13 protein-coding genes are annotated in these 20,751 nt (G+C 44.1%); 8 read left to right on the forward strand and 5 right to left on the reverse strand.

What is annotated here, in order from left to right; translation table 11 throughout:
• Positions 1 to 66: 66 nt before the first annotated feature.
• The 6 genes from BT_RS16765 to BT_RS16790 all read left to right on the forward strand — a co-directional run bounded on the left by BT_RS16765 (position 67) and on the right by BT_RS16790 (position 11,413).
• Complete coding sequence (locus BT_RS16765) at positions 67 to 3,072, forward strand: SusC/RagA family TonB-linked outer membrane protein (protein ID WP_011108758.1); 3,006 nt, start codon at positions 67 to 69, stop codon at positions 3,070 to 3,072.
• The gene (locus tag BT_RS16770) at positions 3,072 to 4,607 is read left to right on the forward strand and encodes a RagB/SusD family nutrient uptake outer membrane protein (protein ID WP_008767524.1); all 1,536 of its coding nucleotides are present in this window, start codon (positions 3,072 to 3,074) and stop codon (positions 4,605 to 4,607) included. The genes BT_RS16765 and BT_RS16770 overlap by 1 nt, the downstream gene beginning before the upstream one ends.
• Positions 4,608 to 4,665: 58 nt before the next feature.
• Entirely contained in the window at positions 4,666 to 6,156 is a 1,491-nt protein-coding gene (locus tag BT_RS16775) for a glycoside hydrolase family 30 protein (RefSeq protein WP_011108760.1), read from the forward strand.
• A gap of 22 nt (positions 6,157 to 6,178) precedes the next feature.
• A complete protein-coding gene (locus BT_RS16780; protein ID WP_011108761.1) occupies positions 6,179 to 8,182 on the forward strand; it encodes a DUF5125 domain-containing protein in 2,004 nt (667 codons plus the stop codon).
• 17 nt (positions 8,183 to 8,199) lie between these two features.
• Positions 8,200 to 10,494 carry a glycoside hydrolase family 3 C-terminal domain-containing protein gene (locus BT_RS16785; protein WP_011108762.1) on the forward strand — a complete coding sequence of 765 codons (2,295 nt, stop codon included), beginning with the start codon at positions 8,200 to 8,202 and terminating at the stop codon, positions 10,492 to 10,494.
• Positions 10,495 to 10,960: 466 nt separating this feature from the next.
• Positions 10,961 to 11,413 (forward strand): hypothetical protein, encoded by a 453-nt coding sequence (locus BT_RS16790; protein WP_011108763.1) that lies wholly within the window; start codon positions 10,961 to 10,963, stop codon positions 11,411 to 11,413.
• Between the two features lie 507 nt (positions 11,414 to 11,920).
• Here BT_RS16790 and BT_RS16795 read toward each other — a convergent pair.
• The 4 genes from BT_RS16795 to dapB are packed head-to-tail and all read right to left on the reverse strand — an operon-like array spanning position 11,921 to position 15,853.
• On the reverse strand, positions 11,921 to 12,550 hold the full coding sequence (locus BT_RS16795) for a WbqC family protein (RefSeq protein WP_011108764.1): 630 nt from the start codon (positions 12,548 to 12,550) through the stop codon (positions 11,921 to 11,923).
• A gap of 42 nt (positions 12,551 to 12,592) precedes the next feature.
• Positions 12,593 to 13,531, reverse strand: a complete 939-nt coding sequence (gene lepB, locus BT_RS16800) for a signal peptidase I (protein WP_011108765.1) — start codon at positions 13,529 to 13,531, stop codon at positions 12,593 to 12,595.
• Between the two features lie 42 nt (positions 13,532 to 13,573).
• Positions 13,574 to 15,055: a signal peptidase I gene (gene lepB, locus BT_RS16805; protein WP_011108766.1), complete on the reverse strand. Its 1,482-nt coding sequence runs from the start codon at positions 15,053 to 15,055 to the stop codon at positions 13,574 to 13,576.
• 33 nt (positions 15,056 to 15,088) lie between these two features.
• Positions 15,089 to 15,853: a 4-hydroxy-tetrahydrodipicolinate reductase gene (dapB, locus tag BT_RS16810; RefSeq protein ID WP_008762922.1), complete on the reverse strand. Its 765-nt coding sequence runs from the start codon at positions 15,851 to 15,853 to the stop codon at positions 15,089 to 15,091.
• 83 nt (positions 15,854 to 15,936) lie between these two features.
• Between dapB and BT_RS16815 the strand changes: the two genes are divergently transcribed.
• The gene (locus tag BT_RS16815; protein ID WP_011108767.1) at positions 15,937 to 17,220 is read left to right on the forward strand and encodes a DUF2851 family protein; all 1,284 of its coding nucleotides are present in this window, start codon (positions 15,937 to 15,939) and stop codon (positions 17,218 to 17,220) included.
• Between the two features lie 5 nt (positions 17,221 to 17,225).
• Here BT_RS16815 and BT_RS16820 read toward each other — a convergent pair whose 3' ends face one another.
• Positions 17,226 to 19,838, reverse strand: a complete 2,613-nt coding sequence (locus BT_RS16820) for a TlpA family protein disulfide reductase (protein ID WP_008767534.1) — start codon at positions 19,836 to 19,838, stop codon at positions 17,226 to 17,228.
• A 183-nt stretch (positions 19,839 to 20,021) separates the two neighbouring features.
• Between BT_RS16820 and BT_RS16825 the strand changes: the two genes are divergently transcribed.
• On the forward strand, positions 20,022 to 20,579 hold the full coding sequence (locus BT_RS16825) for a hypothetical protein (protein WP_008762925.1): 558 nt from the start codon (positions 20,022 to 20,024) through the stop codon (positions 20,577 to 20,579).
• The last annotated feature ends 172 nt before the right edge of the window (positions 20,580 to 20,751 follow it).

Consider the following 20,751-nt stretch of genomic DNA (forward strand, 5'->3'; position numbering starts at 1 on the left):
TTCTGAAATAGTGGCGAAAGTCCTGTCAAGCACATACCTTAATTATAAACTTTAAAATTAATACGCATGAAAAAGAACAGGCGAAAAATCCTTTCGGGGAGTCGCAAGATTCTCTTTGCTATCTTAGCAGTATTTTTTTCTCTGAGTGCATCCGCACAACAATTTACTGCATCCGGTCAGGTGCTGGATGCACAGAAAGAACCGCTTATCGGTGTAAGTGTACAGGAAAAGGGGACAACTAACGGAGCGATAACTGATTTAGACGGTAACTTTACATTGACGGTCCAGTCCAATGCTACTTTAATATTCTCTTATGTAGGATATAAATCGCAGGAACAGAAAGCATCCCGACAGATGAAAGTTACACTTCAGGAAGACAATGAAGTACTTGAAGAAGTAGTTGTGATCGGCTATGGTTCGGTAAAACGTAAAGATGTTACGACAGCCATTTCCACTGTGTCTACTAAAGATCTTGATGTACGTCCCATCGTTTCTGCCGGACAGGCTATTCAGGGTAAGGCAGCCGGTATCTCCGTAATTCAGCCTAGCGGTACGCCGGGAGGAGAGATGTCTATCCGTGTGCGTGGTACTACTTCTATGAACGGAAGTAACGATCCGCTATATGTAGTGGATGGTGTTCCTGTGGATAACATTAAGTTTTTATCTCCGAATGATATTGAAAGCATGCAGATTCTGAAAGATGCCTCTTCGGCTTCTATTTATGGTTCGCGTGCTGCCAATGGTGTAATTCTGATTACAACAAAGGCCGGAGCGACCGGAAAGGCAAAAGTATCTCTGACAGCACAGTTTGGCTTGAACAAGGTGGCGGATAAGGTAGAATCTCTGAATGCTGCGCAGTATAAAGAGTTACAGGATGAAATCGGACTGGTATCCTTGCCTGATGGACTGCCCGACCGTACTGATTGGTTTGACGAAACATATAAGACCGGAAAGATGCAAAACTATCAGGTAGCAGTATCTAACGGTAATGAAAAGATGAAATACTATCTTTCTGCCGGATATCTCGATGAAAAGGGAATACTGGATATCTCTTATTACAAGCGTTATAATTTCCGGGTGAATCTTGAAAATCAGATTCGTAGCTGGTTGACAGTAAGTGCTAATATCTCCTACTCGGACTATACCAGTAACGGAGGGGGAGCGATGGGAACAGGAGCGAATCGCGGTGGCGTTGTATTGGCTGTTATCAATACGCCGACATATGCTCCGATCTGGGATGCTTTAAATCCGAACCAGTATTACAATAACTTCTATGGAGTTGGAAATATCACCAACCCGTTGGAGAACATGGCACGTGCGAAGAATAATAAAGATAAGGAAAACCGTTTGCTGGCATCGGGCAACGTGTTGCTTACCTTGCTGCCGGAGTTGAAGTTTAAATCAACTCTAACACTTGACCGTCGCAATGCTGTAAATACTACTTTTCTTGATCCGATTTCTACTGCTTGGGGACGTAACCAGTATGGTGAAGCCTCCGACAACCGGAATATGAATACGGTATTGACATTCGACAATGTATTTACTTACAATAAGAACTTCAAGAGACATGGTCTGGAGGTAATGGCAGGGTCATCGTGGACGGATTCAGACTACTCTAACAGTTGGATAAACGGTTCACACTACCGCAATGATCTGATACAGACCTTGAATGCCGCGAACAAAATTGCCTGGGATAATACCGGTACAGGTGCTTCTCAATGGGGAATTATGTCATTTTTCGGACGTGTAGCTTACAATTTTGATAGTAAGTACCTGTTGACGGCTAACCTGCGTGCCGACGGTTCTTCTAAGTTGCATCCTGATCATCGTTGGGGGGTATTCCCATCGTTCTCAGCTGCCTGGCGTGTATCTTCCGAGAAGTTTATGGCTGATCTGACGTGGATTGATGACTTTAAAATACGTGGAGGCTGGGGACAGACAGGTAATCAGTCTGGTATTGGTGACTATGCTTATTTGCAACGTTATAATATCGGTCGTATTGAATGGTTTAAGGTAGCGGCTGAAGGTGATACAACAGATTATGCGAATGCGGTACCGACTATCAGCCAGGCCAATTTACGTACGTCTGACCTTACTTGGGAAACGACTACTCAGACCAATATTGGTCTGGACCTGACAGTATTGAATGGACGTTTGACTTTTAACATGGACTACTATTACAAGAAGACCAAGAACATGCTGATGAACGTATCACTGCCTGCCGGTGCTGCTGCAGCTACTTCTATCGCCCGTAATGAAGGTGAAATGACTAATAAAGGTTTTGAGCTTACCATTAGTTCGAAGAACTTCCGGGGGGGAGCATTTACCTGGGATACGGACTTCAATATTTCCTTCAACCGGAACAAATTGACGAAACTTGAATTGCAGAAAGTGTACTATGATGCCAAAACTGCGGATGTAGTCAACGATTATGTAGTGCGTAATGAGCCGGGACGTGCTTTAGGAGGCTTTTACGGATATATCAGTGACGGTGTAGATCCTGAGACAGGTGAATTAATGTATCGTGACCTGAGTGGTGATGGTAAAATCTCGACTTCCGACCGTACTTATATCGGCGACCCGAATCCGGACTTTACTTATGGTCTGACCAACACTTTCTCATGGAAAGGATTTAATTTGAGTGTGTTTATCCAAGGCTCTTACGGAAATGATATCTTCAATGCTTCCCGTATAGAAACAGAAGGGATGTACGATGGAAAGAATCAGTCTACCAAAGTACTGAACCGCTGGAAGATACCCGGACAGATAACCAATGTGCCGAAAGCTAATTTCAAGTTGCTGAACTCTACTTACTTTATTGAAGATGGCAGTTACCTGAGATTGAAAGACGTTTCCTTGTCGTACAACTTTAAGGGCAAATTACTGCAGAAATGGGGAATCACCCGTCTGCAACCTTACTTTACCGCTACCAATCTGCTGACATGGACAAGCTACTCCGGCATGGACCCGGAAGTAAACCAATGGGGCAACAGCGGTACGGTGCAAGGCATCGACTGGGGTACATACCCGCATTCTAGATCATACGTGTTTGGTATTAATGTTGAATTCTAATGAAAGGAAAGACTATGAAACTAAGATATATATTTTATGGACTCACTTCCGGTTTGCTGTTCGGACTTTCTTCCTGCTCACTGAATTACGATCCGATCGATACTTATTCGGATGTGACCGAAGGTGTGACGGATACCGGTACAAAGGTGGTATTTAAAGATAAAGCGGCTGTAGAAAGTCACCTGACGACTATCTATAATCAGATGCGCGATCGTCAGGAACACTGGTATGTGGACTTGTTGCTCATATCAGATTCGCATGCGGATAATGCGTACGCAGGAACTACGGGAGCTGAGGTACTTCCGTTTGAGAACAATTCCATCGAAGGTTCCAACTCTGTGCTCGAACGTGACTGGAACCGTTATCTGGAAGACGTTGCCCGTGCCAATAAATTGATATGTAATATTGACTTGGTGACCGATAACTCTTTGACTACTGCCGAACGTGCGCAGTATAAGGCGGAAGCAATGATATTCCGTGCCATGGTCATGTTCGATATGGTACGTCTGTGGGGGGATTTCCCGGTTATTACAACAGTAGCTGATGATATTACTTCAGAAAATATCGAAGATGTGTATGAACAATATTTCCCGGCACAAAACACAGAACTGGAAGCTTATCAGCAGATAGAGAAAGATTTGCTGGCTGCCATCCAGCATGCGCCGGATAATACGGCAGGCAACAAAACTCTGTTTACAAAATCCGTAGCCCGTACTCTTCTTGCAAAGATCTATGCAGAGAAACCGTTGCGTGACTATTCAAAAGTAATCCGTTACTGTGACGAGGTGAAGGCTGATGGTTTTGAGCTTGTGAAGGACTTTAGCGATTTGTTCGGCATGAATGCTGCCGGAACGGATGCAAAAGCCCGTAATACTAAAGAATCTATACTGGAAGCTCAGTTTACTCCCGGTTCGGGTAACTGGTGTACATGGATGTTCGGACGTGACCTTGTAAACTGGAATAATAACTTCACTTGGGCAAAATGGGTAACTCCGTCACGTGATTTGATCAATGCTTTCAAGAAAGAAGGAGATCAGATTCGCTTTCAGGAATCCGTAGTTTACTATGATTGTAATTGGAGCAACTATTATCCGTCGGACAATTATCCTTTCATGTACAAATGCCGTTCGGCTAATAGCAGCATTATTAAATACCGCTATGCTGATGTGCTGTTATTGAAGGCAGAAGCATTGATCATGCAGGATACGCCGGATCTGGAAGCGGCAGCTAAGATCATCGACGAAGTGCGTGAACGTGCCGGATTGGGCGAATTGTCTTCATCCGTACGTAAAGACCGGGATGCGATGATTACCGCATTGCTCAACGAACGTCGGCTGGAACTGGCATTCGAAGGACAACGCTGGTTTGATCTGGTTCGTCTGGATAAGGTAGAAGAGGTGATGAACGCCGTATATGCGAAAGATTCAGGTCGCAAGTCACAGGTTTACGCCTTTGATAAGAACTCTTATCGCCTGCCTATCCCACAATCGGTAATCGATGCCAATGACAAGATTGAACAGAACCCCGGATATTGATAGAGCCGGAGATAACATCACTTATAATGTATTTAAATAGAAAAAGAAACTAACGATTATGATAAACATGAGAAATATAGCACTGACCTTTTTAGGATGCTTCACCATATTAGCGGCTTGTAGCAATAGTGATGATGCGGAAAAACCGGTAGTACCTGTCCCCACCGGAGATGTAGCCATTTATACGACAACCAGCAGTCTGACCCGTGATTTGACCCGTGATGCGGTTAACTTCAGCCCGAAAGACAATTTGGCTCCAACCACAATAACTTTGAATCCTGCGGAACAGTACCAGACGATGGATGGTTTCGGAGCAGCTATCACAGGTTCTACCTGTTACAACCTGTTACTGATGAAACCGGCTGACCGTCATGCTTTCCTGACGGAAACATTCTCCGATAAAGATGGTTTCGGATTCAGTTACATCCGTATTTCCATCGGTTGTTCGGACTTCTCGTTAAGCGAATATACCTGCTGTGATACGAAAGGGATCGAAAACTTTGCTTTGCAGAGCGAAGAAAAGGACTATATCCTTCCGATCCTGAAAGAGATTCTGGCCATTAACCCTTCTATCAAGGTAATTGCCGCTCCTTGGACCTGTCCGAAATGGATGAAAGTGAAAAGCCTGACAGACCGTACACCATTGGATTCGTGGACGAACGGACAATTGAACCCGGATTATTATCAGGATTATGCTACTTATTTTGTGAAATGGATACAGGCATTTAAAGCCGAAGGCATTGACATTTATGCAGTAACTCCGCAAAATGAACCTTTGAACCGTGGCAACTCCGCTTCGCTCTATATGGAATGGGAAGAACAAAGAGACTTCGTGAAAACAGCGCTCGGTCCTCAGATGAAAGCTGCCGGACTGTCTACCAAGATTTATGCTTTCGACCATAACTACAATTATGACAATATCGAATCGCAGAAGAACTATCCGGGCAAGATTTACGAAGATGCTGCTGCTTCTCAGTATCTGGCAGGTGCTGCTTACCATAACTATGGCGGCAACCGTGAAGAATTGCTGAATATACATCAGGCATATCCTGAGAAAGAACTTCTGTTTACAGAAACTTCTATCGGCACATGGAACAGCGGACGTGACTTGTCGAAGCGTCTGATGGAAGATATGGAAGAGGTAGCATTGGGAACAATCAATAATTGGTGTAAGGGCGTAATTGTCTGGAATCTGATGCTCGATAACGACCGTGGTCCGAATCGTGAAGGTGGTTGTCAGACTTGCTATGGTGCGGTAGATATCAATAACAGTGATTATAAGACAATCATACGTAACTCTCACTACTATATCATTGCTCATCTTTCAAGTGTTGTGAAGCCGGGAGCTGTGCGTATCGCCACTACCGGTTATACGGACAACGGTATTACCTGTTCTGCTTTCGAAAATACGGACGGAACGTATGCCTTTGTTCTGATAAACAACAATGAGAAGTCGAAGAAGATAACTGTCAGCGACGGCCAACGTCATTTTGCTTATGACGTTCCCGGTAAATCAGTAACTTCATACCGTTGGGCAAAGTCAAAGTAAGAACCTTAAAAGTATAAAGACAATGAAAAAAAGTATCTATATAACATTGGCATTGGCGGGAATCTTATCCATGAATTCCTGTAATGATGACGAGTTCCTTCCCGGTAATCCGAGTATGGAGATCAAGGCGGAGAATGCGGATGCCCTTTTCGGCGACAGCCTTCCGTTTACGATCAAGGCTTCGGATGTAGACGTTCCTCTTTCTACTTTGAAAGCGCAGCTTTTCTATGGAGAAGAACAGGTATCTGAAACGGTGATCCGAACAAAGACAAGTGGAAGCGACTATACTGGAAAGATTTATATTCCTTATTATGCTAATATTCCTAACGGAAAGGCGACATTGAAGTATATCCTTCAGAATATTCACTTTACTACGACGGAACAGGAAACGGAACTTACGTTGGCACGCCCGGACTTTCCTTATCTGACCTTGGTAGATGAAGAAGGACAGGAGTACCGGATGGACAGGCAATCGATGTATCATTATAGCGTATCGGGAGACTTTTCGCAGAAGATGAAAGCGTATATCAAAACTCCGAAAGTAGGGGAGCACGGCAACGAGCTAACTTTTGGCTGGGAAGACAATACGATTGCAGTAGGCTCTACTACGTCTATCCCGTTCTCCAATACAGAGCCGGGCAATTATACGATTCAGTTTAATACTTTCAACTATGAAGCGAGTCCGTTTGCCAAATTATTGCTGAATGGAAAAGAAATGGAATTGGTAGAAAACGATGTATATGCTGTTAAACTGTCGTTAAAGCAGAATGACATTCTGACGTTCGAAGGAGTGCCTGCTTATGATGAATGGTGGATTGATCCGGACTTCTTTGAAAAGCAGGAGGATGGAACACTGAAGTTCCTGCCGATTGACGGAAGCTATCAGATTACAGCAAACGGTAAGAGACAGTACTTCTCTGTCATAGCTTTAAAAGACGGTGAAGCAGCTAAATTGCAGGATGACGGAACAGGAGCTATCTGGGCTATCGGAAATGGAATTGGCAAGCCGTCGGTATCTTTGTACGAAGTGGGATGGACGCCGGAGAATGGTTTGTGTATGCCGCAACTTGCGGCAAAGAAGTATCAGCTTACGTTTACTGCCGGTGTGACTATGAAAACAAGTGATATTGACTTTAAATTCTTCCACATAAACAAGTGGGATAATGGTGAATTTAAGGGAGATGCCATCTCTACTACAAGCGATCTTGTTGAAATAACAGAGTCGGGTAACTTGAAGTTGCAGGAAGGTCAGAAATTTGAGAGAGGCGGTGTTTATAAGTTTACGGTAGATGTAACGAAAGGTAATACCAAAGCAGTACTGACTGTAGAGAAAGTAGGACAGGTAGACTTGCCGCGACCGGACATTACAATCAATGGAATGAAGCTGGAAGAAGGCAGTTCCGATATGTATCAATTGCAGATGTCTTTGACGCAGAACCAGACACTCGAAATAGGTGGCATCGAAGATCTAAATGATTGGTATGTTGATCCGGATTATCTGGTGAAGACCGGAGATAATCACTTGAAGTTCTTGCCGGTTGCCGGTAGCTATAGGGTGATGGTAAATGCTACACGCAAATACTTTGCAGTAGTACGTATGAATGGCAATAGTGAAGCCGGACTGGATGCTGACGGGCATGGTGCCGTATGGTTGTTGGGCTATGGTATGGGCTCTCCGTCTATTAAGGACGAATTTAACTGGGACTTTTCGACTGCTTATTGTGTGGCGGAAATCAGTCCGAAAGTTTATCAGTTTACTGGGAAGACTGGTGCTGAAGGCAGTACGGCTATTGGTGAACGCATACGATACGATTATATCAGTGTTAAATATCTGGGTGGAAAGTCTTGGGATCAGCAATTTCATCAAAAGAACCTGCAAATGGATCAGGCTACCCGGAACTTATTCAATGTTGATGAGGAAAATCTTGTATTGGCCTCTCCGTTGGAACAGGGAGTTACTTATGTGTTTACGTTAGATTTCACTCAGGGGATAGATAAAGGAATTCTTTCTGTTGTGAAGAAGTAAAAATACAGAAATCATTTATGAACATGAAATTTAAAGCAACGTTACTTGGCTTGTCTATAGCCGCCGTTTTACCGACTATGAATATGGCGCAGACACCAGTATATCTAGACACGAGCAAGCCTATCGAAGAACGGGTGAAAGATGCGCTGAGCCGTATGACACTTGAAGAGAAGGTGAAGATGACTCATGCGCAGTCTAAATTTAGTTCACCGGGAGTCCCTCGTCTGGGGATTCCCGAAGTATGGGCAACCGATGGCCCTCACGGCATCCGTCCCGAAGTATTATGGGATGAGTGGGATCAGGCAGGATGGACAAACGATTCCTGTATAGCCTATCCTGCATTGACTTGCCTTTCTGCAACATGGAATCCCGAAATGTCTTATCTTTATGGGAAGAGCATTGGCGAAGAAGCCCGTTACCGGAAAAAAGATATTCTCCTGGGGCCCGGTGTCAACATCTACCGTACCCCGTTGAATGGGCGTAATTTTGAATATATGGGCGAAGATCCGTACCTGTCTTCCATGATGGTAGTTCCTTATATTAAGGGAGTACAGGAAAACGGTGTTGCTGCTTGTGTGAAGCATTACGCATTAAACAATCAGGAGTTCAACCGTCACACCACCAATGTTCATTTGAGCGACCGTGCTCTTTATGAGATTTATCTTCCGGCTTTCAAAGCGGCCGTTCAGGAAGGTGGTGCTTGGGCAATAATGGGGGCTTACAACCTTTATTCGTTTAGTGAAGATACCGACTCCGGTAAGCTCTATAAGACTCAGCATGCGTGCCATAATAAGCGATTGCTGCAAGATATTCTGCGTAAGGAATGGGGCTTTGATGGTGTCGTCGTTTCAGATTGGGGCGGAGTACATGATACTTTCCAGGCCATTTCGAATGGTCTGGACATGGAGTTCGGTTCATGGACAAACGGACTTTCTGCCGGGACAAGGAATGCTTATGACAATTACTATTTGGCGCATCCTTACCTGAAACTGATCCAGGACGGCACAGTCGGAACCAAAGAACTGGACGAAAAAGTGAGTAATATCCTCCGTCTGATCTTCCGCACTTCGATGAACCCGCATAAACCTTTCGGTTCTCTGGCTTCGCCCGAGCATGGACAAGCCGGACGCAAAATCGGTGAAGAAGGAATTGTACTGTTACAGAATAAGGATAATGTATTGCCTATTGACTTGAAGAAAGCCAGGAAGATTGCTGTTATCGGTGAAAACGCCATTAAGATGATGACTGTAGGCGGTGGCAGTTCTTCTCTGAAAGTGAAATATGAGATATCTCCTTTGGACGGTTTGAAGAACCGCGTAGGTTCACAGGCGGAAGTTTTGTATGTCCGTGGATACGTTGGTGACCCGACAGGGGAATATAATGGAGTACAGACCGGACAAGATTTGAAAGACGACCGTTCGGAGGATGAACTTCTTGCTGAGGCTGTAGAAGTGTCTAAAGATGCGGATTACGTAATTTTCTTCGGTGGACTGAACAAGAGCAATCATCAGGATTGCGAAGATTCGGACCGTGCATCCCTTGGATTGCCGTATGCGCAGGACAGGGTGATTGGCGAGTTGGCAAAAGTAAATAAGAACTTGATTGTCGTAAACATCTCCGGTAATGCGGTTGCCATGCCTTGGGTAAATGAAGTGCCCGCTATTGTTCAGGGTTGGTTCTTAGGTTCGGAAGCCGGAACAGCTCTTGCTTCGGTACTGCTAGGAGATGCTAATCCGTCGGGGAAACTTCCTTTTACTTTTCCTGCAAGACTGGAAGACGTAGGCGCACATAAACTGGGTGAATATCCGGGGAATAAAGAAGAGCTGGCACACTCCAAGAACAATGGTGATACCATAAACGAAATCTATCGTGAAGATATTTTTGTTGGCTATCGCTGGGCAGACAAAGAAAAGATCAAACCGCTTTTCCCGTTCGGACACGGATTGAGCTATACTACTTTCGCTTACGGGAAACCTTCGGCTGACAAAAAGGTGATGACTGCCGATGATACCATCTCTTTCACGATCAACGTAAAGAATACAGGTACTCGTGAAGGTCAGGAAGTTATCCAGCTTTATGTCAGCGATAAGAAATCCTCTCTGCCTCGTCCGGTCAAGGAACTGAAAGGCTTCAAGAAAGTAAAACTGGCTCCGGGTGAGGAGAAGGCTGTAACGCTGACGATTGATAAAAAAGCCCTGAGCTTCTTCGATGATGTCAAACACGAATGGATGACAGAACCGGGTAAGTTTGAAGCAGTCATCGGAACATCATCCAGAGACATTAAAGGAATTGTACCATTTGAGTTGAGATAGGTATCCGGTTGGTAAAACTGGGGTCCTCCCCCGGTAAAACAGATTGCTGGGAGAATGTTGTTATCTTATAAAAGAGAGAGTCACAACATTCTCCTTTTTCTTTGAAACGAGTTTGGCTTGTGATTAGAAATAAGGCTTATACCTTGCATTTTACTGTGGTATATGCAATTTAGAATGAATTTCTTTTTCCTATTCTGATTTATGTCCTATCTTTGTAGTGCTCTTTTTTCAAAATCACACAAGGCTGGAAACCTGCCTTGTAATTGTGGCAGGCATTTTTATGCCTGTCCGGTTCATTCTATATGGGCGGTTTCGCACCCCCATGTAGAGTGTTAATGCACCTGCTGCCTTGTGTGAACGAGAAAAGAGCAATGGGACAGGCGGAACCGCTTCTTTTATTATCTAAAACCACCTTTCTGTTTAGCCCCGTTGAACTTAATTTATTCACCATTTAATTTAAATTCTTATGAAGGAGGTTTTAAACAACCAGCAGATTGTTTGTCCGGGGGACGCAACACAATTCATGCATGCCATTTTTTCTTCAGATCATGAAATGATGACCTTTTATCTTACGCTCAATCGTTTTATAAATCCAGCCAGTTATTTGGTGGAACGCTCGGATCGGCAAAGACTGGAAGATTTAGAGAATGTTCTTTTTGGTAATGTAGCAGCCTTCGAGGCAGTTCATCATTTTAAGAAAATTAGTGTAAAAGATGTGATTAAAGGATTTGGTATGCATATGATGAATATGCAGGTTTCAAATACCAATCGTATGCAAAGTGCCAATATAATGGGCTCTTTTATAGATTGTATTATCGATACTACTAAAAATAGTTGGCAATATAAACAGATGTACCGGGTCAATCATTTACATCTTGAGAATGTCAGATATTTACTGAATCGACTGAATGAAGAGTAATCTGTTGAAGGAAATAATAGTGACCTGGTGATTATAATTTGTCTCTTTCTACAGAGTTAAAAACGTTATTCTTATTGTCACTTGTCACTTTCCAGGCTTAATGTGCTGGAATTTAGCGTGATAAGGGTGATAATAGGTGGTGACAATAGGGTGATAATAGAGAAAAATCGCTTTTCTATTGTCACCTTCATAAGAGATTCTGCCTTCCTAGTTCAGGTAAGCCGGTTCATTTAATAGTTTGTGCTACGTTTATTAAGCTGTTTTCAACGTTAGATTAATGTATTACGGTCGTTACATTTCTTCGTTTCACGTCTGTAATCCCATGAGTTCATGTACGTGAACCGATGGGATCACGTACGCAGTCCCAACGGTTTACGTACGTGGAACGAAAACAGGAAGCGGACAAAAGATATTAATCAAGGCTTGTCCGCCTGTTAACCTTACCGGGATATATGATAAGATACGTAGTGTCAGGACGTTTGATGTCTTTGTCTGGCTATTATAATGTTATTTACTTGTTAATACCAACAAACTCTCTGGTCCCATATTGAAAAGCAGGTCAATAATACTCAGATTAGGGAGAAAACCGAGTTTGGAATCAAAGACTTGGTAATAGGGATGCGGAACAAATTCTGGATCAGCTATCTGGAAATCTTTCTTAGGATGAATAATCTCGCGGAAATCTGTTTCTTCTGTTGTGAATTCCGTTTTATATTCTGAAGTTCGTTCAATGCAGGGTTGAATGTCTATCAACTTACAGACCAGCTGGCAGAGTTCCTCGTTGAAATCGGCTAAAAACTCGTATTTCTTTTCGTAGAAAGGGCGGAAGTCGTCTTTGTAATATTCAAAGTAAGGAGTACTGTTGTAGGCTGATTCGATGGCATTCCAATGCAGATGGCGCCAGTTACCGTGATCGGAAATACGTATATCCTTCATTGGACATTTCAGCGTATCCGGTTTGACGGTTGGAATGGAGAGTGCCAGTTCGCCGTCAGGTCCGGCAATCGTACAACGGTTGCGATAGGTTTGCTTTATATAATGATCGTGTTGTTCGACATATATTTTATCATATTCCAATAGTTTGGTATAATATTCTACTGGAGCAAGGTAGGCAGAAGATAAATAAGCTATTCTCATTATTTTATGTACAGATGTTATGTTGAAAACTATGCATGTGAATTATTTTACAGACTGAAAGAAGCGATTCCATCGGTATCCGTCAAAGATTCCCGTTCCTTTTTCTTTAGAGAACCAGATCAACGATGCTTTCCCGATGATATGGTCTTGCGGAACGAATCCGAACAGACGTGAATCGGACAGATTGACACTATTGTTGGAAGCCATCCAGTAGTAATCTTTGGTAAAAAAACAATGCTGTGTGGGTTTTCCGTCGATATAAAGCGTATCATTCTTTATTTCCGCCTGTTTGCCTTCGTGCATCACGAGGGTATTTCGCAGCAATGTGATATTCCACGGATATACTCGTAGTGCTTTCCCTTTGCCGGGAACGATGAGCGGTTTAAGCTCTTTTTCGCTCTTTTCCGTCAAAGGCTGAATCCAGTTCTGATCGCTGATCGCTTGTTCCAGTAAGTAATATTCATAGCGGCTGAAACTGCGGACATGAGTACTGTCATTACTTCCCATCAGTCCGTCGTTGGTGATGGAAAGGGTTTGCATAAGCGAAGTGATCAACTGCTCTTTGGCAGCGGGATAGGTGTAGAGCCTTTTCTTGTCCGGATTGAGTTGCGCTTCGGGAGAGGATACGGAGAAAAGGGAATCGACAAGCAGGGTATCACCGGGAGTACCGATACAACGGCTGATATAGATTTCTCTTCGGTCAATAGTCGGTTGCCCGATGGCGGCGGGATTATTAAAGACTACAACATCTTGTTGCCGGACAGATCGCTCGCACCAGCGGTGATATGAGAACAGTGACATCAGCGGAACCCGCAGGCCGTAGCTCCATTTGTTGACCAGAATACGTTCACCCTGAAAAAGTGAATTCTCCATACCGGTGGAAGGGATAAGGCAGGATGTAAAAGCGAATCCCCGGAGCAGAAGCACGACGGCTATTGCTCCGGCGAATGCGAATATCCATTTGAATTTACGAATGTTCATCAATTTCTATCACCTTATCACTCTATCACGTCTGTATACTTATTAGTCTACCCACTTGAAGAGGCGGTTCCAACGGATTTTACCATCAAACCATCCGCGGTCTTTGTCAAGTGACAGCCATACAACGATAGGTTTACCTACTACATGGTCTTCAGGAACGAATCCCCAATAGCGGGAGTCCGCAGAATTGTGGCGGTTGTCGCCCATCATCCAGTAATAGTCCATTTTAAAGGTATATTGATCGGTTTTCTCGCCGTTGATATAAATACCGTCCGGCTTGATCTCCAGTTTATTTCCTTCGTAAGCGACAATACAACGTTCGTAGATAGGCAGGTTATCTTCAGTCAGAGTGATAGTAGCACCTTTGGCGGGAATCCAGATCGGACCGTAGTTGTTACGGTTCCATTTGGTATGTAAGTTGAGCGGGTACATCTGTCCGGCATACTCTTCCGGTTCCATGACGATCTTGCTGATGAACTTTTTGTTGCCGGACAATGTTTCGTACATTTTCTTCGTCAGCGGAAGATGATAAATAGGAGCCATCTTTCCTTGTGCATTCCGATTGTCCAGTCCGATCTGTCTGAAGGTTTCTTCCCATGAAGAATCATCATACAATGTCTGGTCTGCCTTGCTGATGCCTAATTCACGGAACATATCTTCTGTGATATACGGGCCTGTGGTCTGTACGAAGTAGTTGAACTGCAGATTTTCGGGATTCTCGATAGCCTTGCCGTCAATCATGACCTGACCGTCTACGATCTGCAGCGTATCTCCGGGCAGACCGACACAGCGTTTTACATAGTTTTCACGGCGGTCTACCGGACGATAAACGACCTCTCCGTAAACACGCGGATTCGATAGAATCTGCTGGCGACCGGCATTATAATACAAATCGTAAACAGCACGTTGCTGCTGGCGTGTCAGACTGTCCATCTCTATCTGCTTGGGATACAGGCGCTGACCTTCACCGTAAGCTATAGAGTAGAAATCTGTTTGCTGATTGTTGAGCGCTACCGTATCACCGGCAGGAAAGTTGAAGACAACAATGTCATTGAGTTTCACTTTTCCGAACCCGGGCACTCTTTTATATTTCCACTGAGGCCATTCGATATATGATTTGGTATTTAAAATAGGCAACGTATGTTGCGCCAACGGCATGGAAAGCGGCGTATTCGGCACACGTGGCCCGTAGCTCATCTTACTGACGTACAGGAAGTCGCCTACCAGCAATGACTTTTCCAAAGACGAGGAAGGAATCTGATAGTTTTGGAAAATGTAGATATTGACAAAGTAGACAGCAACCAATGCAAAGACAATGGCATCTACCCAGCTCATAACATTACGAACGGTAGGATTCTTCGATTTTTTCCAGAATGACCAGGGTATTTTCTTGGTGATATAAATATCGAAGATGAAAGGAACGACAATCAGCCCCCACCAACTGCGTACCCAGATGAGGAAGGCGAGATAAAGGAGAATAGCAATGGTGCATTTGATCCATTGTGTGCGTGTGGCTTGTCTCATAATCTATATTCGTTTGATAGTGGCTTTGAAGCCTTATTCGTTTAAGAATGGGAATAAATCACTCATGCCCAGATATCCCTCATGTTGGGCCGTGTATTCGGCAGCAAGGATGGCTCCCAATACAAAGCCGCCGCGATTCTTGGCATCGTGCGTGATGGAAATGCTGTCTACTTCTGACTCGTAGCGGATGGTATGGATGCCGAAAACCTCTCCTTCACGGATCGAGTCGATAGGAAACTCGTTGGAAGCGCAGGCGTCGGTGCCGCTGACGGTACCGTCCGGTGCAAGGAGCGTTCCTTTTACCCATTTGTCTTTGCGGTCCATGTTTTCCAGTATGCCTTCAGCCAGTGTGATGGCAGTGCCGCTGGGTGCATCCAGTTTATGGATATGATGAGTCTCGCTCATGGTGACGTCATAACCGGGGAATTGATTCATTATTTTTGCCAGATACTTGTTGACAGACGAGAAGATGGCTACTCCAAGACTGAAGTTGGACGACCAGAAAAGGGTTTTTCCTCCTTCGGTACATAGCTTTTTGATTTCTTCGCCATGTTCCGCCATCCATCCTGTACTGCCTGATACTAATTTGACTCCGGCTTTGAAAGCTTTCATATAATTGCTGTAGGCTACCATCGGATTGGTGAACTCAATGGCTACGTCGGCGGACTTGAATGCTTCCGACTCAAAGTCTTCCTGATTATCAACATCAATAATGCAGACAATTTCGTGTCCGCGACTAAGGGCTGCCTTTTCAAGTTCCTTGCCCATTTTTCCATAACCGATCAACGCTATTTTCATTGTTTTCTGACTTATATTCAAAATAATAGTCGCAAAGATAAGATTTTTATTACATTTGCAGTGCACATTAACTTTCTGTTAACATGGAACACCTTCTCCACTATGTGTGGAAACATAAATTATTCCCTCTCAAAATACTGCAAACCACCAAAGGCTTACTGGTAGAAATTATCGATTCAGGACTGCAGAACCCTGATGCCGGTCCCGACTTTTTTAATGCGAAGCTGAAGATAGACGGTACATTGTGGGTGGGAAATATAGAGATACATACTCATTCTTCAGACTGGTACCGTCACGGTCACGACCATGATAAAACATACGATTCTGTGATTCTGCATGTGGTGGCCGAGGCAGATGCCGAAGTAACCCGTTCCAATGGTGAGCAAATCCCCCAACTGCTATTGACCTGTCCCGAGAATGTACAAACCCATTATCATGAACTCTGCATTGCCGACCAATATCCTGCCTGCTACTCCATCATAGGGTCCTTATCCAAATTAACGATTCACTCCTGGCTGACGGCTCTTCAGACCGAACGACTGGAGCAAAAAGCAAGGCAAATTGCCGACCGGCTGGAACGATGTGACCGTCATTGGGAAGATGCCTTCTTTATCACTCTTGCCCGTAATTTCGGTTTCGGCTTGAATGGCGATGCTTTTGAGACGTGGGCAGGACTGCTTCCATTTCGGGCGATAGACAAGCATCGGAATGATCTGTTTCAGATAGAGGCTTTTTTCTTCGGGCAGGCCGGTTTGCTGGAGGAGGCGTTTTTAAAGAAGGAGCAGGAAGACGAGTATAGTCTCCGGCTTCGTAAGGAATTTCGCTATCTGCAACGGAAGTTTGAACTTAATCAGGTGATGGATGCTGGTTTATGGCGTTTTTTGAGGCTTCGTCCGGAAAACTTTCCCCATATCCGGTTAGCACAGTTGGCCTACTTGTATCAGAAAGTTGATAAGCTCTTTTCGCAGATGATGGAGGCAGAAACCTTGCCGGAAGTGCGTCAATTACTGTCTACTCATGCTTCTGCATATTGGGATAATCATTATATATTCGGCCGGCCTTCTCCGCAAAGAGAGAAATCGATGGGAGAGAAGTCACAGGACTTGATCGTGATTAATACCGTTGTTCCTTTCTTATATGCTTATGGTCTGCATAGAACCGATGAGCGGATGTGTGATCGTGCCGGACGTTTTCTGGAAGAGTTGAAAGCGGAGAATAATCATATTATCCGGTCGTGGGGAGATGCCGGGCTACCGGTCGGTTCGGCGGCAGATAGCCAGGCATTGATACAGCTCCGCAAAGAGTATTGTGATAAACGGAAATGTCTCTTTTGCCGTTTCGGATACGAGTATTTGCGGAAGAAATGAGTCGTTTATTTCTCTAATAACTTATAGACTGCATTGAGAAGATCATTTTCCCTGTTGGGTCTGGGGGCGTCACGGTTTACGATGTTTCCTTCCTTGTCTATCAACATATAGGTGGGGAAGGAGCGAACCTGCAGGAACTTCTCAATAGCCCTTTGCTGCTCATCGGGCAAGTTATAGTGGACGGCAATTTTGCCGGTCAGTCCATATTCCTTGATAATGTTTTTCCACGATTTGTCTGAGGAATGGTTGCAGAGATATAAGAATATCACGTCTTTTCCCTCAAACAGTTTCTTGGCGCTTCCTGCATATTGCATCATGTCCTTGCACGGACCGCACCAGGTGCCCCATACATCCAGATAAACCACTTTCCCTTTATAAGGCTCAATGATTTTGCGGAATAATTGTTCTCCGTCTGTGATCTCTGCCAGAGGTTCGTTAGGCATCAGGCTTTCGGGATATTCGATGGCCTTATGGGATATTTCTTCGTATATCCCTTGTTGGTTTAATACATAAGCCTGTAGGGAAGGATTAGAAACTTCTGCTTTGAATTTATTGATGAGGCTGTCCGGCAATTCTTTGTGAGTCTGCTGCAACATCTCATAATAGCAATTTGCCTTTAGTATCTCCTTTAATTTTTCGTCCATTTGCAGGGAGTCAATGATAGCAAGGGTACGATTGATGGAATTAGCGAGCAAGTTTCCCATCATATAGTCATTGAAAATTTCGTCTCTGCCTACGAGGCTCTGTATTGTTTTGATGCTCGGTTCCATCTTTTTGTTGTAGGCAGCCATTGTCAGCGAGTCAGCCGTATTCGCAGCTTTCATTTTTTCAATTTCTTGTTCGAAGTTACTGAAGGCGTGTAATGCGTCTTTTTCTTCTTGTGATAGCTGAATCTTTCCGTCCCTTTCAAATTTGAGATAGAGCATTTCCATCTTTTGAGGAGTCACGGTCAATCTGTTTGAAGAAGCGGGAGCAATGTCCGTTATGTATCCGACGTAATCCCGCAGGAAAGAACCATAATCTCTGAGAAGCGTATAAGGCTCTACCGGACGGGGATATAGTGCCGAGTCTACATAACTCATAAATTTCGGTTGCAGATGCTCCTGCTTGTTACGGTCTACCGAAAAGCGGCGCTGCATCAGGTCACGTGCGGCGTTGTAGCGGATTTCCTGTTCTGTGTAATAGCGGAACTTGTGCGAGAGAAGCGGATGATCATTGAGCATCTTTGCACGATATTCTGATTTATGACGGATGATATCCTGCGTCTTTTGCAAATATTCCATATTTTCCATTTTTTCTCCTTCGTCGTAGCCGATATATTCACTGAGTCCTTCGTGGGCCAGCAGTTCGTTGAGGATACGTGCCTTTTCTCCCATCACTAATTTCTTTTTGTCAGCGAAGTCCACATAGAGGAAATAGGTCTCTCCCGGCTCTACGGATGTACAGATAGTGGTACGTCCCCAATCGATGAACACGTTGTGGCTGTTCAATACAGGGAAACGGAGGGTGAACCTTCCAAGTGAGTCGATTTCGGTTGTATATTCTTCTTCATTATTGGTGATCATATCCGGTACGTCTACTTCGAAAGGACGTGTCGAAGGCAGGTTACGCAGGTATCCGATGAGAGTCACGCTATCCGTTTGATAACCATTGTCTACGAAAGGAGTGGTATCAGCTACCGGATAATCGGGTAGATATTTGTCGTTACAAAGAACATATGTCTGTGCCTTTTCTTTTCCGACAGACAGGGTGCAGGATGTTTCATCTTTACGAGTTAAACGTACTTTCAGTTGTTCTGTTCCATTTTTCAGGATGATGGTGGTCTGATTCTTTTGGGTGTTTATCGACTCATAATCCCAAAATTGACATTGGTAGACAGCAAAGTCTTCGAAGAATCCGATGCGCCAGTCCCCGGTTGCTTGATTGATCCAACATCCGGCGAAAGCATATATTTCAGGGTGTGAGGCGATGGGAGAGACTTTTTCATTTTGCAGTTCAGCGGCTACGTTCATTGTTTTCGGCAGGGGGAAGCTGAGGTAAAGCAGTTTGTATGATTCTCCGCTTTTGACGAGCAGCCGATATTCTTTATTGAGAAAATATCCGGCCGATAAGATATCCCATGTTTTTCCGTCATAGAGCAGTTTTCCGTCACGGGTGAATTCGTAGATTACTTTTCCGGATAATCCTTTCACCCATTTCTGATAAACACGGTCGGGCAATGTAAGGGGAGTGAGCGGTTCCGTGTGGTCGGGGACTTGCTTGCGGATACAGTTCTTCGGCTCTTTCCAGCCTTTGTACCAGATGGTGGCGGCGTCATTGCCGGTAGGTGTGATACGGAATTCCGTCGTATCTCCTTTCTGATTGCGTAAATGGAAGAAGTAGCTGCCGTCAGCTTCCTGTTTTATCTGTTCGGCATAAAAAACGACATAATAGTTCTCTACGAAATTCTCTCCGATGAGCGGACCGTTCCAGTCAGACACATTGTCTGCTTTAAATTGCCAGTAGCCTCGCAAAGATTCGGGAATTGTCTGATAAGTGCCGGATTGGGCGAAAGCGATAGTCTGTGTACTGCATAAAAGCAAAAGACCTATCAGGAGAAAACAGTAGGGGGGTCTCATGGTGTGTTTTTATTTAAGTTAGTATTTCGATTTATGACAAAGGTATTTTAATACCGGAATAATGAGGTGTGGTAAGTTTATTATTTGTAGTAGTTTAACTATTTTCTTCCCGATTCGTATCAAGATATTGAACTTGTCATTATCTTTGCAGCGTTATTTTAAACTCTTAATTTATATCGTGTTATGAGAGCTAAGAAGTTTGCATGCTGTTTGATGGTCATGTCATTGCTGGCAGGTATTTCATTTATTTCCTGTGGCAATAGCTCCAGGGCGAAAGTAGAAAGTGAAGCAGCACAGACAGGAGAAGATTTCAAGTCGTTTCTGGATAAGTTTACTTCCAGTGCGGCGTTTCAGTATACTCGTGTCAAGTTTCCGTTGAAAACGCCGGTTACTTTATTGGCGGATGACGGGGAAACTGAGAAAACGTTCCCTTTTACGAAGGAAAAGTGGCCGTTGCTGGACAGTGAAACGCTGAAAGAAGAACGTATCACTCAGGAAGAGGGCGGTGTTTATGTATCTAAGTTTACGCTGAACGAACCGGCGCATAAGGTATTTGAGGCGGGATACGAAGAATCGGAGATCGACTTACGTGTGGAGTTCGAATTGCTGCCCGATGGAAAATGGTATGTAGTAGACTGTTATACCGGCTGGTATGGATATGATTTGCCGATTGCAGAGCTGAAACAAACCATTCAGCACGTGCAGGAAGAGAATGCGGCTTTTAAAGAACTTCACCCTTAAGGGCAGGACCGGCAGAGAGCATATCGGTCATTATTTATAAGAGATAGCACATAATTTGAACTATTTTGTACGATTTGAACCCCTCTTTCCAACAAAAGAGGGGTTTCTTTGCATTCGGGAGAAGAACAAGTGATCTCTCTCTGTAAATACCGGCTAATGATAAACCGATTTA

Source organism: Bacteroides thetaiotaomicron VPI-5482 (assembly GCF_000011065.1).
Lineage (GTDB): Bacteria > Bacteroidota > Bacteroidia > Bacteroidales > Bacteroidaceae > Bacteroides > Bacteroides thetaiotaomicron.